The organism is Agrobacterium sp., from assembly GCF_059499945.1.
This window is the reverse complement of the sequence record NZ_JCABZP010000019.1, coordinates 176,425-191,596: the sequence shown is the minus strand read 5'-3', so window position 1 is coordinate 191,596 and position 15,172 is coordinate 176,425. Positions and strand designations below refer to the sequence as shown.

The window sequence follows — 15,172 nt, the reverse complement described above, 5'->3', positions numbered from 1 at the left end:
ATGTTCTTGACCCGCATATCCGTTACCCACCCTGTTTTTGCCACCATGATGATGGTGGCACTTCTGGTCATGGGCGCCTTCTCGCTGCAGCGGCTTGGGCTGGACCAATATCCCAATGTCGACGTTCCCGTGGTGGTCGTCGTCACCTCTTATCCGGGCGCGACGCCGGAGACGGTGGAGACGGAGGTGACGCGGCCCGTCGAGGATGCGCTGAACGCCATTGGCGGCCTCGACGAGGTCACGTCCACCTCCTATGAGGGGCGCTCCGTCGTGGTCGCGAAATTCAAGCTCGAAGTGCAGAGCTCGGCCGCCGCGCAGGAGGTCCGCGACAAGATCGCCGCCATCGAGGCGAATTTTCCGGAAGACGCCAAAAAACCCGTCATATCGAGGTTCGACCCCGCCGCCGAGCCGGTCCTGTCGGTTGCGATCAGTTCGACGTCGCTCGATGTACCCGCACTCACCACCCTTGCCGACCAGAAGGTGGTGCGGCAGCTGACGACCGTTGCCGGCGTCGGCCAGGCAACGCTGGTTGGCGCCCGCAAACGGCAGATCGATGTGATGATCGACGAGACGCGCATGCGCGCCCTTGGAATAGGCATTAACGAGGTGGTGAACGCGCTGCGCGCCGGCAACAGCAACAGCCCGGCCGGAAGCGTCGTCGATCCCCTTTCCGAACGGACGATCCAGGTGCAGGGCCGTATCGAGGAGCCGCAGGCGCTGCTGGATATGGTCGTGGCAAGGCGCGGCGGCGCGGCCGTCGAGCTTCGCGATGTCGCGACGCTTTCGGAAGGGGCAGCCGATGCCGAAAGCCGGGCCCTCTATAATGGCCAGACGGCGCTGGCGATCGACATCGTCAAGGTTCAGGGCGCCAATACCGTTGAGGTGGCGACGGATGTGAGAAAGCGCCTCGATGCGCTCAACGCCGAGCTTGCCCCGCAGAACGTGCAGCTGCGTATCGTCACGGATTCATCGATACCCATTCGCGAATCCGTCAGCCAGGTACAGACGACACTGATAGAAGGTGCGGCGCTCGCCGTCGCCATCGTCTTCCTGTTCCTCAATTCCTGGCGCAGTACGGTGATTACCGGGCTGACGCTGCCGATCGCCATCATCGGCACGCTCGCGGTGATCGATTTCCTCGGTTTCACGCTCAATACGCTCAGCCTGCTGGCGCTGACGCTTTCCATCGGCATTCTCGTGGATGACGCCATCGTGGTGCGCGAAAACATCACCCGCCATCTGCATATGGGCAAATCCCACCTGCGCGCAGCCCTCGACGGCACCAATGAAATCGGGCTTGCGGTCATTGCGACAACGGCGACGATCGTGGCGGTTTTCCTGCCGGTTGCCTTCATGGATGGCATCGTCGGCCGGTTTTTCTATGAATTCGGCGTCACCGTCTCCGCCGCGGTGCTGATCTCGCTTTTCGTCGCCTTCACGCTCGATCCGATGTTATCAAGCGTCTGGTACGATCCGGACGCCCAACCCGATGCAAAACGCGGCCCGATAGGCCGACTGATCGCGCGTTTCGACCGCGGCTTCGAATGGATGGCCGGCCAGTATCGCCGCGCCATCGGCTGGACCCTGCGGCACCGGCTCGTCACCCTGCTTGTCACATCGGGCATATTTATCGCCAGCTTGTTCATGGTGCCGCTGGTCGGCACGGAATTCGTTCCGAATGCCGATGAGGGCCGCTTCCAGGTCAACATCACCGCGCCGGTCGGCTCCTCTCTGGACTATACGACGACCAAGGTGCGGCAGGTCGAGAAGGCGCTGAGGGAATTTCCGGAGGTCGAGATGCTTTATTCCACCATCAACACAGGCGGCGCCGCCGGCAAACATCGCGCCGCCATATTGGTGGGCCTGGCGCCGCTCGATATGCGAAGCCGAACCCCGCTCTCCCTTGCCGAGCCGGTTCGCAAGCGCCTGTCGGCCATACCTGGCATTGAGGTCACGATCCTGCAGAATGGCCTTGGCGGCGGCGAAAGCCCGGTGCAGCTGAGCATCCTCGGCGACGACCGGGCTGTTCTTGAAAAAATCGCCGCCGGCCTCGTCGAAGACATGAAAAAAATTCCCGGCCTCGTGGACGTGACCTCCAGCGCCAAGGATGTGACCTCTGTCCTGTCGGTACGCCTGAAGCCTGCGGCGGCGAGCGATCTCGGCATTGCCCGCTCCGATCTTGCCACGGCACTCTCCCCCCTTATCGGCGGCGAGGATGTGTCGAAATGGACGGATACGGACGGCAATACGTACGATATCGTCATCCGCCTGCCGGCCGAGCGGCGGTCCGACCTGGCAAGTCTCGGTGAATTGATGATCGCAACCGGCCGCACGGCAGCAAATGATGCACCGCTGATGGCGCGTCTCGATCAGGTTGCCGATATCGGCATCATGCCAGCCCCCGCCGAAATCCGCCGCATCGACAATCGCCGCGAGATACTGGTTTCGGCCAATATTGCCGGCCGCACGCTTGGCGACGTGACGGAGACCCTGCAGGGCCTGACCGCCGGTCTTGACCTGCCGAACGGCTATCGCATCCGCTTCGGCGGCGACGCCGAAACCATGCAGGAAACCGTCGGCCATATGGTCACGGCGCTCAGCATGGCCGTCATCTTCATCTACATCGTGCTCGCCTCGCAGTTCGGCAGCTTCTTGCAACCGCTCGCCATCATGGCGTCGCTGCCGCTGTCGCTCGTCGGCGTCCTCATCGGGTTGATGATCGCCGGCAGCACGATCAACATGTTCTCGCTGATCGGCTTCATCATGCTGATGGGCCTCGTGACCAAAAACGGCATCCTGCTGGTGGATTTCGCCAATCGCGAGCGGCGGCGGGGGCTTTCGCTGAACGAAGCGCTCGAGAATGCGGGCGTCATCCGCTTCCGTCCGATCATCATGACGACGCTTGCAATGATCTTCGGCATGATCCCGCTCGGCCTGGCCGTCGGCGGCGGTGGCGCGCAGCGCGCGCCGATGGCCCATGCGGTGGTTGGCGGCCTCATCAGTTCCACGCTGCTGACCCTGATCGTGGTGCCGACCATCCTGTCCTATCTGGACAGCATCATCAGGCGTTTCGCCCGCCTGTTACCGAAAGCGCCGGATGAAACGGGGCATTCGGGCAATGAGGCGCAATCTTCCCAAAAACAGCCGGCCTGACAAGGTCGGCTAGACACCAATCCGGCTGACAACGGGAAGGCGACACCGCCTTCCCGTCATTCCGGATGGTGCCCCTGTCGTCATCTCAGCAAAAGAATCGCAGCCGGGCCCGCCAGAAGCAAAGCGATGGCGATAATCGGATGGAGATAACGCAATAAGAAGCGGAGAACGGGACGACGTAAATTCATGCAACGGCTCCTGATGACAATCATCAGGCAAGGGTGGGCATGTCCTATTGCGGTGGCATTACAGTACCGGCTGCAGGAAGGAATGCCGCGCAGATGCGGTTACGGTCTCTCGCCGCTCTGGCGTTTCTTTTTCCCCTTTGGCCGGAAATCGACCAGCAGCGATTTCAGTTCAATATCGCGAACGCGTCTTGCCGCCTCGTCAGGGCGCACCCATTCCAGCAGGCGTTCACCGTGCTCCTTGAAGGTTGTGTCCGTTTCCTTCACCTCTATCTGGAAGACGTCGACCATGCAGGGAACGACATCGCCATTGTCGAGCATCTTGAGATAGGTATAGCGGCCCACCGCATCCTTCTTCACCCGGCCGCGCACACCCGCCTCCTCCCACGCTTCTATCGCCGCCGCCTGATGCGGTTTCTTGCGCTTCATCGGCCAGCCGCGCGGAATGATCCAGCGCTGACTGGTACGGGACGTGACGAGGAGGATTTCGACATCCACGCCGTTGGCGGCATAACGGAAACAGAGCGCGGCATATTGCTGCCGGAAAGCACCGGTGAAGAGCTTTTCGGGAACCGCAGCCAGCTGCTGGAGCAATGTGAGTGGACGGGCCGGACGGGTTTTCCGGCGTTTCTTGGAAGATTTCATATCCGTTGATAGTGCTGATTTTCCGGGTTGCATCAATGCCCCGCGTGCATTTATGACAGTTTTATGACAATCACCCCCCACAACTGATAAAGCGCCATTGAGGGCCAATTCGCATGATGAGTATTTTTCGCAAGCTGATGCCGCGCGAGGACCGTTTCTTCGACATGTTCAGCAAACATTCCGAAACCGTCATCAAAGCGGCTGAAGCCCTTGACCAACTTTTGAGCGGCGTCGACGTCGAGAAGAACTGCGACCTCATCGTCGCCCTCGAGCATCAGGCGGATGACATCACCCGCGAGGTGCTGCTTGCGGTCAGGCGGAGCTTCATCACGCCATTCGATCGTGGCGACATCAAGGACCTCATCCAGTCCATGGATGACGCCATCGACATGATGCACAAGACCGTCAAGACCATCCGCCTGTTCGAACAGAGCGAATTCGACCCGCTGATGAAGGAGATGGGCCACGAGATCGTGCGCGCGGCGGGCCTGATTGCGGAAGCCATTCCGCTTCTCAACAAGGTCGGCACGAATGCGCATCGCCTCTCGGCCATCGCCGAAGAGGTAACCCGCGTCGAAGGCCGCTCCGACGAGCTTCACGACCTGGGTCTGAAGGACCTCTTCCGTCGGCATGGCGCGAGCGGCGATGCCATGGCCTATATGATCGGCAGCGAAATCTACGGCGAACTCGAAAAGGTCGTCGACCGCTTCGAGGATGTGGCCAACGAGATCAGCGGCATCGTGATCGAGAACGTCTGATGGATGTCGCGCTTGCCCTGCCGCTGCTCGTCGGCCTTATCGCCATCGCGCTGTTCTTCGATTTCCTGAACGGTCTGCATGACGCCGCCAATTCCATCGCCACCATCGTCTCCACCCGGGTGCTGCGGCCGCAATATGCGGTCGCCTGGGCGGCCTTCTTCAATTTCATCGCCTTCCTGTTCTTCGGCCTGCATGTGGCGGAAACGCTCGGCACCGGCATCATCGATCCGGCCATCGTGTCGCCGCAGGTCATCTTCGCGGCACTGATCGGCGCGATCGTCTGGAACATCGTCACCTGGATTTTCGGCATTCCCTCCAGCTCCTCGCATGCGCTGATCGGCGGCCTCGTCGGTGCGGGTTTCGCCAAGGTTGGCTTTAATTCCATCGTCTGGTCGGGCCTGCTGAAGACCGTGGGGGCGATCTTCATGTCGCCGGCCATCGGCTTTTTCCTGGCGCTCGTTCTCGTGCTTGCCGTGTCCTGGCTGTTCGTGCGGCAGACGCCCTTTGCGGTCGACCGCACCTTCCGCGTCATGCAGTTCATCTCCGCCTCGCTTTATTCGCTGGGGCACGGCGGCAATGACGCGCAGAAGACCATGGGCATCATCGCGGTGCTGCTGTTCAGCCAGGGGCATCTCGGCGAAAGCTTCTACGTGCCCTTCTGGGTGGTGATTTCCTGCCAGTCGGCCATGGCGCTCGGTACGCTCTTCGGCGGCTGGCGTATTGTCCATACGATGGGATCGAAAATCACCCGGCTGAACCCGATGCAGGGTTTCTGCGCCGAAACCGGCGGCGCGCTGACGCTGTTCGGCGCCACATGGCTCGGCATTCCGGTCTCCACCACCCACACGATCACCGGCGCCATCATCGGTGTCGGCGCTGCACGCCGTGTCTCGGCGGTGCGCTGGGGGCTTGCCGGCAATATCGTCATCGCCTGGATCGTGACCATGCCGGCAGCCGCACTGATCTCCGCTGCCGTTTACGGGCTGACCTCGCTGTTCTGATAACTCCATCCCTGCCCCGATTTGCGGTCCCTCCCGGAACAAAAGCCACCCTGTGGCTGTTGTTTCGGGAGACCAATGCGGATCGCGGACATGGCACGGCAGGTTTTCTGGAAGGGTTATCTGAAGCTGTCACTGGTGACGGCCTCCGTCTCGTTGACGCCTGCGACGACCGAAGGCAACAAATACCGCTTCCACATCCTCAATCGCAAAACCGGCAATCGCGTCGAAAGCCGCTATGTCGACAGTGTCACCCACAGGCCGGTCGCCGCCAGGAACCAGGTGAAGGGTTTTCCGCGCGGCGAAGACGATTATGTGCTGCTGGAGGATGACGAGATCGACGCGGTGGCGCTGGAAAGCACCCGCACCATCGATATCAAGACCTTCGTGCCGAAAGGGTCGATCGACTGGATCTGGTACGACCGTCCGCATTTTCTGCGCCCGGAAGACAAGATCGGCACCGAAGCCTTCAGCGTCATTCGCGAAGCCATGAAGGCGAACGATGTTTTCGGCATTGCGCGTCTGGTGATCTACCGTCGTGAAAGGGCAGTCCTGCTGGAACCTTCAGGCAAGGGCATCATCCTGTGGACCCTCCATTACGGCGAGGAGGTGCGCGAGAGCATCGACGCGCTGGAGCCGAAGATGAAAATCGACCGGCCGTTGCTGGACGCCATGGAAAAACGCATCGGCAAACAGGTCACGGCTTGGAAGCCAACTCTGGTGCAGGACCCCATTCAGAAAAAGATCAAGTCCCTGCTGAAGACCAAAGGCGAGGAGGTCTCCTCGTCGACAAAGAAAACTAGCACGAAGGCCCGCACCGGCGGCAATGTCATCAATATCATGGATGCGCTGAAGAAAAGCCTCGCTTCGGAAAAGAGAAGCTGAGAATCGGCGTCTTCACCGTGCCTTTTTCGGCAGCGGCTTGGCAGCGGCAAAAAAGCCGTCCCACGGGTCTTTTTTCAGCGCCGCAAGACGAGCCCCAATATTGTTGACGGTGAAATGGGCCGGACCGATCTCGGCGGTGAGTTCCGACCATTCGAGCGGCGCTGAAATGGCGGCTCCCGGCCGGGCGCGCGTCGAATAGGCCGCAACCGCCGTATTGCCCCTGCCGTTGCGCAGGTAGTCGATAAAAATACGGCCCTGACGTTTCGCTTTGGTGGCGACGGAAAGATATTTCTCCGGTTCGGCTTTCGACATATCCGCCGCCATGGCCTTGGCGAAGGCTTTTACCGGGGCCCAGCCCGCCTGCGGCTTCAGCGGCGCGACGACATGCAGTCCCTTGCCGCCCGAGGTCTTGACGAAAGCGGCAAGCCCGGCCTCTTCGAAACGCCGTTTCAGTTCCAGCGCCGCCTCAATCACCTCTTCCCATGCCACATCCTCGCCGGGGTCGATATCCATGGTGATCATGTCAGGCTTTTCCCAATTGGCGGTGGTCACGCCCCATGGGTGGATTTCAAGCGCGGCGGATTGCACGAGCGCCATCAGGCCATCAAAATCGGTGATGCGGATCAGCGGCTCACCGCGCTTGTCCTTGGGATCCCTGATCTGCTCAACCGCCTTGTTGATGCCGCGCCAGGCATGTTTCTGGAAGAAACGCTGCCCTTCTATGCCCTCCGGGCAGCGCAGCAGTGCCAGCGGCCGGTTGACGACAAAGGGCGCGATGTGCCGCCAGACCTGCGCATAATAATCGGCAAGCCCCTCCTTCGTCACGCCATCGTCCGGCCAGTACAGCCGGTCCGGATGGGTGAACTTGATCGTCGATTGCGGCGCCTTGGTGTCGGACACGGCCTTCTCCTCGCGTTCGATTTCTCCTGCGGGCTTGTCTTCGCGCAGCCCCCGGAAAGAGGCATGACGCAGATTGCCATCTCCAGACCATGCGCGAAACTCCACTTCCGCCACTAGTTCCGGCTTGACGAAATGAAGATCACGTCGGGCAAGCGCGGTGAGTTTCTCACCGAACGGGCTTTCCTTGCGCTCAAGCGGCTTCAGCCGGCCAAGTAGCATCTCCGCCACTTCGCCCGTATAACCTGTCCCGACACGTCCAACATGGCGCAGCTTGCCATTTTCATAAACGCCGAGCGCTAGCGATCCAATGGCGTGGTCCGATGTCGAGGAGACAGTATAACCACCGATAACGAATTCCTGTCGCATCGAGCATTTGGATTTCACCCATTCTCCCTTGCGCCCGGAAACATATTTGCTGCTCTTGACCTTGGAAATGACACCCTCAAGACTGAGCCGACAGGCATGGTCGAGGACAAGCGCGCCGCTTTCTTCAAAATGCTGGCTGTAACGGAGATGGGGATCGCCCGCCGGCAACAGCTTTTCGAGCAGCGCCTTTCGTTCGCTCAATGCCGCACCACGCAGATCGCTGCCATCGAGATAAAGAAGATCGAAGGCGTAAAACACGAAACGGTCGCTGCGTCCTTCGCTCAGATCCTGCTGCAAGGCGGAGAAATCGGAAGCCCCGCTATCGCGTTCCACGACGATTTCGCCGTCGATCAACACCGTTTCCACCGGCAGCGCCTTGATAGCTCCTGTCACGGCCCTGCCGAATTTCTCCGTCCAGTCCAGCCCGCTGCGGGTCAGGAGCTGGAGCTTGCCCTGATCGACGCGCGCCTGCAGACGATAGCCGTCAAATTTGATTTCATGCAGCCAGCGATCTCCGTCGGGCGGTTTCGGTTTGAGCGTCGCGAGCGCCGGCGGCACAAAGGACGGCATAGTCTGTTTGCGCGCGCCTTTAGGCAGCGCATGCGCCTGTTTTTTGTCCGACGTCGAAACGGCGGCCTTTTTCGATACCGGCTTGGAATTCCAGGTATCTTTCGGTTTGGCCGCGACTTCCTCGACGCTGCGCCCGGTTTTCACCGATTCCGGCCGTTCCTCCAGAATATCCGCACCGCCTTTATGTCTGGCTTCCTCGTCGTCGCCCTTGATCAGCAGCCAGTTTTCCCGGCTTTCGCCCGGCTTTCCATGCATGCGCACCAGATGCCAGCGTCCTTTCAGCTTTTCGCCTTCCAGTTCAAATTCCAGATGACCTTTGCGATAACCTTTCCGGGCGTCACCGATCGGCTGCCAGATGCCGCGATCCCAGACAATCACGGTGCCGCCGCCATATTGTCCCTTGGGGATAACACCTTCAAAATCACCATAACTGAGGGGATGGTCCTCCACATGCACGGCAAGGCGTTTGTCCTCGGGATCGAGACTGGGACCGCGCGTCACCGCCCAGCTTTTCAGCACGCCATCCATTTCCAGCCGAAAATCATAATGCAGACGGCGGGCATCGTGTTTCTGGATCACGAAGCTCGATCCCTGCTGTTCGGCCTTCGTACCCTTGGGCTCCGGCGTCTTGTCAAAACTGCGCTTGGCGTTATAGGTCTGCAATCCCATGGATCAGCCCGCTTTCCGCGACGCCTTGCGGCCTGCTGCCGTCGCCTTTTTCCCGGCTCCCGCCCCCGCGCTGCGGCGCAGGGCCTCCTTGAGATCGATGATATTGTCTTCCTTGCGCGGCGGTTGCTTGGCGATTTCCCGGCCTTCGATCTTGGCTTTCACAAGTTCGGCCAGCGCATCATTATAACGGTCGCTATAGTCTGCGGGATCGAACGTGCCAGCGCGCTTTTCGATGATGTGACCGGCAAGTTCCAACATTTCCTCATCGAACTCGATGTCGGGGATCGACTTGAAGACCGATGTCTGCGAACGGACCTCGTAGCTGAAATTCAGCGTCGTCGCGACGAGTGCCTTGCCGCTCGGACGGATCAGCAGGACACGGTTGCGGCGGAAAAGCACCGCTTCGGCGAGAGCTGCGACATTCTCGTCGTCCATCGCTCTGGCAAGAAGCGTCAGCGCCTCTTCGCCACCCTCCCCGCCCGGCGCGAGATAATAGGACTTGTCGAAATAAAGCTTGTCGATCTCGTCACAGGGCAGGAAGTGACTGACGCGGATGACCTTGTCGCTCTCTGGCATCAGCTTCGCGATCTCGTCGCCCTCGATGACGATGTGATCGCCATTGTCGAGCTCGTATCCCTTCACCTGATCGTCGCGAAGAACCGCCTCACCGGTATCACTATCAACATATTGCCGCTCGACGCGGTGGCCGGTCTTGCGGTTGACGATATTGAACGCGATTTTCTCCGCCGAGGTCAGCGCGGAATAAAGGCCGATTTCGCAGTTGAAATCGGCAAAGGTCAGATGGCCTCTCCAGCTGGCTCTGCGGTTCATGTCCGTCGTCCCTCGTCATCGCTGCGGGAGGGCATTTCCCGGCGTCGGTCGCCGGCCAGAATGCGCTCGATGGCGGGCACGTCCGCCTCCGCCAGAACCGGCACCGGGTCGGACGCCATGGCTTCCAGCACCTCCGGCGAAAGGCCACCATTGCGGATCACCCACTCCATCGCCTCACGGGTCTGCCGCTCCGCTTTCAATTGTGCATAAAGCGCCAGTATCAGCCGATCGCGGACATCGAAGCTCTTCAAGCTACTGTCTGAACGTTCTGCCTGCCGTTTCATTTCGAAATCCTCAAGGCCCCCATCCGGCATTTGCGGGCATCGCCTCAGGCAATGCCCCTGCCGCCGGTGACGCCATAAACCTCGCCATTGATGAAGCTCGCATCCTGCGACGCCAGCAGCACATAAACGGGCGCCAGTTCCACCGGCTGTCCCGGACGGCCGAAATCGCTGTCCTTGCCGAAATTTTTCACCTTCTCGTCCGGCTGGCCGCCGCTCGGCTGAAGCACCGTCCAGAACGGCCCCGGCGCAACGGCATTTGCGCGCACGCCCTTTTCGATGAGCTGTTTGGCAAGCGCTTTCGTATAGGCGACGATACCGGCTTTGGTGGTGGCGTAGTCCAGCAGGATTGCGGAGGGCTCATAAGCCTGTATCGAGGCGGTGGTGATCACCGACGACCCCGGCTTGAGATGGGGAACAGCCGCCTGCGCAATCCAGTGCAGGGCATAAAGATTGGTCTTCATGGTGCGGTCGAAATCGTCGGTCGACAGTTCTTCTATGTCTTCGCGATATTGCTGTCTCGCGGCGTTGATGACCAGAATATCCAGCCCGTCGAGATCGCCGGCCGCCTTCTCTACCAGTTCGCGGCACCATGCCTCATCGGTAATATCGCCGGGCAGCGCGACCGCCACGCGACCTTCCGCCTCGATGAGCGCCACGACCTCCTCAGCGTCGGATTCCTCTTCCGGCAGATAGGAGATCGCCACATCAGCACCTTCCCTTGCAAAGGCGATGGCGACGGCGCGGCCGATACCTGAATCGCCGCCGGTAATCAGCGCCTTGCGCCCGGCAAGCTTGCCGGTGCCCTTGTAGCTTTTTTCGCCATGATCAGGGAAAGGCGTCATATTCGTCACCAGACCCGGCATCTCCTGGGTCGGGGTCGAAAAGGGCGGGCGCGGATACTGGCTGCGCGGGTCCTGCGGCTCGAGGCGGTCTGTCATCGCGGTCTCTCCCGTCAATAGAAGTTCATCCGAGGCGCGTTCATGACAGGGGATCAAACCACTCCCGTCAGGCTGGTCGTCGGCACCGCCGGGGCAACCGCAGCATGGACGCGCCACACGCAAGCCTAACGATCTGCCGTCGCTCTCGTTCCATCCGATGTGGGAAAGGCGGGGCGACGGCGTCCTGCGCCGTCGCCTCTTTTATCAAACGGAATGTTTCTTCCGCGTGGTGGTTCTTACGACCTGCGCGGGTGCGACATCCGGTTTGCCGAAGAGATAACCCTGCGCCTGCGCGCAGCCCTCGTCGACGACCATGCGATATTGCGCATCCGTTTCAATCCCCTCCGCCGTGACCGGCAGATCGAGGCTGCGGCCAAGGCCGATCACCGCGCGCACGATGGCGCGAGCATTGTCATCATCACTCATCGCGGCGATGAAACTGCGGTCGATCTTTATCTTGTCGAAGGGGAAGCTCTGCAGGTTACTGAGCGAGGAATAACCCGTGCCGAAATCATCCATGACGATGGCGACACCGAGCGCCTTCAACTGGTTGAGGATGATCAGCGTCGTCTTGCGATCTTTCAGAAGGGCAGCTTCCGTGATTTCGAGCTCCAGCCGGTTCGGCGAAAGCCCGGTCTGCATCAGGACGGTGCAGACGACATGGCCGAGATTGGCCAGCGAAAACTGCAATGGCGAGACATTCACCGCGACCTTCAGATGCGGCGCCCAGCCGGCCGCCTGACGGCAGGCCTCACGCAGTACCCATTCGCCGAGCGAGATGATGATCCCGCTTTCCTCGGCAATCGGAATGAAGACATCCGGCGGCACCACGCCCCGTGTCGGGTGCTGCCAGCGCACCAGCGCCTCGTAACCCACGACCTGGCCGCATTCGACGGACAGCACCGGCTGATAGTTCAACAGCAGCTCGTTGCGATTGATGGCAAGCCGCAGATCCGTCTCGAGCTGGCGGCGTTCGCGCGCCTCCTGATCCATCACCGGGTCGTAGAAAGCCAATATGCCGCGTCCGCCCATCTTCGCGCGGTAAAGCGCCAGATCTGCGGCATGCATGATGCTTTCATGATCCCGGCCGTCCCGTGGGAAAACAGCGATGCCGATGCTGACGCCGACGGAGGTCGGATCGTTGGCGACATTCATCTTCAGTGCGAACATGCCAAGGATCGTCTCTGCCAGCAGGCGCGCCTCTTCCGCCCTGGTGTGGCGCGCGGTCAGGATGACGAACTCATCACCACCGAGACGGGCGACCACATCGCCTGCCCTTGCACATTCATCGAGAATGGCGGCGACCTTTTTCAGGACGCGATCCCCTTCGGCATGACCGAATATGTCGTTGACGGCCTTGAACCGGTCGAGATCGAGCGCCAAGAGCGCAAATTCGTCATCCTCGTCGCAATGCTCGATCTGCTGGTGAAGACGGGTCTGAAACATGGTGCGGTTGGAAAGGCCCGTCAGAACATCATGGCGGGCGAGATATTCGATTTCCCGCTGCGCTTCGCGCTTTTCCGTGAGGTCACGGATGGCCATCACCTCACAGGGGCGGCCGCGATATTCGATCGTGCGCACGCTGAGTTCGAATATCTGCGCCTGCCCGGCACGCTCGCGCACCGCCTCCACCGGCGTGTGGCGCGGCAGATAAGCGGGCTGCCCGTCGATCGCCTTGAAGAGATCGTCGGGGTTCTGTCCGACCAGTGATGCTTCATCCCTGCCCAGAAGGCCGGCAAAACGGGTGTTCAGCTCCACGATCCGCCCATCGCGGACGACGGCGAGGCCATCAAGCGTCGCATCGACGAGACCCTTGAGATCGACGAGATAACGGTCCACCAGGGCGGCGGCGGCGGTGGAGGACAGAATCAGGAACGTGACGCCGGAAATGGCGCAGATCATGATCAGCCGGGCGACATTGTCGGGATCAGGCCCGGATACGGACGGATCGGGCGAAAGCACCGTGGCCGACATGGTCGTGAAATGCAGCGCGCAGATCGCGAAAATCGCCGATGCGGCCGGCGCGGCGATGCGCTTCCAGGAACCGATGCCACGGAAAAGAAAAAAGGCCAGAAGGAAAGACACCCAGGCGACCGCAAAACCGCCCAGCACCGGTCCCCACCGGTAGCTGATCGTGGCGGCGACATCCATTCCCGCCATTCCGACGAAATGCATGACGGCAACCGACAGGGTAATGAGCGTGCCGACGATGACGGGGCTGTAAGCGGCCTGCGAGCGGGCGGTGAGCGCCAGCCAGAAACCGATAACGGCGAAAACCGCCGACAAAGCCGTGAAGGCGAAATCATAACCGATCGGAACCGCGCCCTTATAGGCGAGCATGGCGACGAAATGCGTGGCCCAGACGCTCAGTCCTCCGGCAAAGGCGGCAACCAGCACCCAATAGGGCTTACGGCCGGCCGGACTTTCCTCCGCACGCAACAGAAGGTGAAAAAAAGCAAACATGCCAAGCAGGCAGATAACAGCTGCAAGAAGAACGACCGCCCGGTCGTGCTGTATGGCAACGCATTCCAAAACCGTGAACATGCTGCACTCTCCCAGCCTCTGAAGAACCGCTCACGGTGGCACTATGGGAGTGCTTTATTTATAAATCTCTAATGCAACTATTGATAATTGTATCAATATTTTCTCGCGCAAAGGAAAAGAGTTCGGGCCGGCGTGCCAAGCTGTAACACTTTCGGCAAACCGACCCGAAAAAGTGATCGACCGAAGCTTTTACTTCCAGCTTCGATAATCTGCCGCGGTGCATCCGAAAGGCGCCGGGCCATCGGCGAAACGCTCCTGCAGACGGGCGCAACCCCACTCGTTCAGTGCTGCCGGCAGCATGTTGTTGATGTCCATTCCGGGCGAGTTGAATTGCGACGGAGCGCTTGTGACATACCACAGCCAGTAACCGAACACCGCAACGATGATGACGGCAACGATGGCAACGAGAGTGCCCAGTCTGCGCAACAGGCCCGGCCCTTTCTTCATCGCCGCAGCCTGGGCCGCGGCAGCCCCCTGCGTCTCGCTCGCGACCATCGGGGCAAGCGATGCCAGAGCTTCCGCCCGCTCCTGCTCCGTAAGGTCGATCCGCTCCAGCTGGTCGTCGAGCAGAACCGGCAACGCGCTGTTGCCATGCAGGACCGCGAGCGCCACATCATGTTTGCCGGTATGGCCGACGACAACGGGAATGCGACCCCGCTCCAGATGCGTAAAGGATTGCCGTTTGGTTTTATCGTCCCTCACCGTATCGGCATAAGTCACGAAGAGACGGCTGCGTTTTTCGGCAACAGCCGTCAGCGCGACCGGGATGACGGTCAAAGGCGCGGGCTTGCGCAGCTGCAGACGAACCCGCAGGACACGGACAAGCGTGAACAGCATCGCGAGACTGCCGAAACCGAGCAGGGCGACGAACACGCCGAGCGTGATGATGCGGTTCCAGAGCATGTCGAGGCCCAGCGAAATCGTTGCGAGTTCCGGGTTCTTCGCGGAAATGACCAGCCCGGTTTCGTAATCGCCGGAATGGAAATCGACGAACATGACCTCGACATCCTTCTTGTAGCTCACGCCCGCCTGTTCGTAGGAAAGATCCGCCTCGCAGGTCGTGAAGATCGCCTTGCGCGTCTTGCAGCTGCCGTTGATATCGCCGTTTTCAATCTCCAGCGGGTCTTTGCTGATCTGATAGTCGCGCAATATGCCCGGGCCTTCGGCCACGAGCATGACGACCGTGATCACCAGAAGCACGGGAATGGAGAAATAATAGGCCGCCGGCACCGAAATGACGCCACGTTTGAGGCTCAGCGGCCGCGACGGAAGTTTTATCTGTGCAAGGTTCATGGTCGTCAACGCATTTCTTCGGGAGGTGGGTGAGCGGAGTTCGCGACTCTCGCCCGACGGAAGGAATAGTCATCGGACGGTCTAATCCGATGAAGTCCTTGAGAAAACCCCCTGAAATTGCGGGGATGATACCGACAATCCACTGCCGCGGCC

At 60.5% G+C, this 15,172-nt stretch carries 11 protein-coding genes; 4 read left to right on the top strand and 7 right to left on the bottom strand.

Going from position 1 to position 15,172, the window contains the following annotated elements; translation table 11 throughout:
- On the top strand, positions 1 to 3,153 hold the full coding sequence (locus AC5I5B_RS22385) for an efflux RND transporter permease subunit (RefSeq protein WP_495752843.1): 3,153 nt from the start codon (positions 1 to 3) through the stop codon (positions 3,151 to 3,153).
- A gap of 287 nt (positions 3,154 to 3,440) precedes the next feature.
- Here the strand turns inward: AC5I5B_RS22385 and AC5I5B_RS22380 are convergent, their stop codons facing one another.
- Positions 3,441 to 3,983, bottom strand: coding sequence for an NUDIX hydrolase (locus AC5I5B_RS22380; RefSeq protein ID WP_174054823.1), 543 nt, complete (start codon positions 3,981 to 3,983; stop codon positions 3,441 to 3,443).
- A 113-nt stretch (positions 3,984 to 4,096) separates the two neighbouring features.
- Between AC5I5B_RS22380 and AC5I5B_RS22375 the strand changes: the two genes are divergently transcribed.
- From AC5I5B_RS22375 to ku (AC5I5B_RS22365), 3 genes are all read left to right on the top strand, one after another.
- On the top strand, positions 4,097 to 4,741 hold the full coding sequence (locus tag AC5I5B_RS22375; protein ID WP_107676815.1) for a DUF47 domain-containing protein: 645 nt from the start codon (positions 4,097 to 4,099) through the stop codon (positions 4,739 to 4,741).
- Positions 4,741 to 5,742: an inorganic phosphate transporter gene (locus AC5I5B_RS22370; protein WP_003505604.1), complete on the top strand. Its 1,002-nt coding sequence runs from the start codon at positions 4,741 to 4,743 to the stop codon at positions 5,740 to 5,742. Before AC5I5B_RS22375 ends, AC5I5B_RS22370 begins: the two co-directional genes overlap by 1 nt.
- A 90-nt stretch (positions 5,743 to 5,832) precedes the next feature.
- On the top strand, positions 5,833 to 6,624 hold the full coding sequence (gene ku / locus AC5I5B_RS22365; RefSeq protein WP_162996206.1) for a non-homologous end joining protein Ku: 792 nt from the start codon (positions 5,833 to 5,835) through the stop codon (positions 6,622 to 6,624).
- A gap of 12 nt (positions 6,625 to 6,636) precedes the next feature.
- Here the strand turns inward: ku (AC5I5B_RS22365) and ligD are convergent, their stop codons facing one another.
- The 6 genes from ligD to AC5I5B_RS22335 form a co-directional block, all read right to left on the bottom strand.
- A complete protein-coding gene (ligD, locus tag AC5I5B_RS22360; RefSeq protein ID WP_174054822.1) occupies positions 6,637 to 9,129 on the bottom strand; it encodes a DNA ligase D in 2,493 nt (830 codons plus the stop codon).
- Between the two features lie 3 nt (positions 9,130 to 9,132).
- On the bottom strand, positions 9,133 to 9,960 hold the full coding sequence (gene ku, locus AC5I5B_RS22355; protein WP_174054821.1) for a non-homologous end joining protein Ku: 828 nt from the start codon (positions 9,958 to 9,960) through the stop codon (positions 9,133 to 9,135).
- The gene (locus AC5I5B_RS22350) at positions 9,957 to 10,244 is read right to left on the bottom strand and encodes a hypothetical protein (RefSeq protein ID WP_003505599.1); all 288 of its coding nucleotides are present in this window, start codon (positions 10,242 to 10,244) and stop codon (positions 9,957 to 9,959) included. The genes ku (AC5I5B_RS22355) and AC5I5B_RS22350 overlap by 4 nt, the downstream gene beginning before the upstream one ends.
- Before the next feature lie 44 nt (positions 10,245 to 10,288).
- Positions 10,289 to 11,182 carry an SDR family oxidoreductase gene (locus tag AC5I5B_RS22345; RefSeq protein WP_003505598.1) on the bottom strand — a complete coding sequence of 298 codons (894 nt, stop codon included), beginning with the start codon at positions 11,180 to 11,182 and terminating at the stop codon, positions 10,289 to 10,291.
- Between the two features lie 204 nt (positions 11,183 to 11,386).
- On the bottom strand, positions 11,387 to 13,726 hold the full coding sequence (locus tag AC5I5B_RS22340) for a bifunctional diguanylate cyclase/phosphodiesterase (RefSeq protein ID WP_003505597.1): 2,340 nt from the start codon (positions 13,724 to 13,726) through the stop codon (positions 11,387 to 11,389).
- Positions 13,727 to 13,915: 189 nt separating this feature from the next.
- Entirely contained in the window at positions 13,916 to 15,019 is a 1,104-nt protein-coding gene (locus AC5I5B_RS22335) for a hypothetical protein (RefSeq protein ID WP_128287095.1), read from the bottom strand.
- Positions 15,020 to 15,172: the final 153 nt, after the last annotated feature.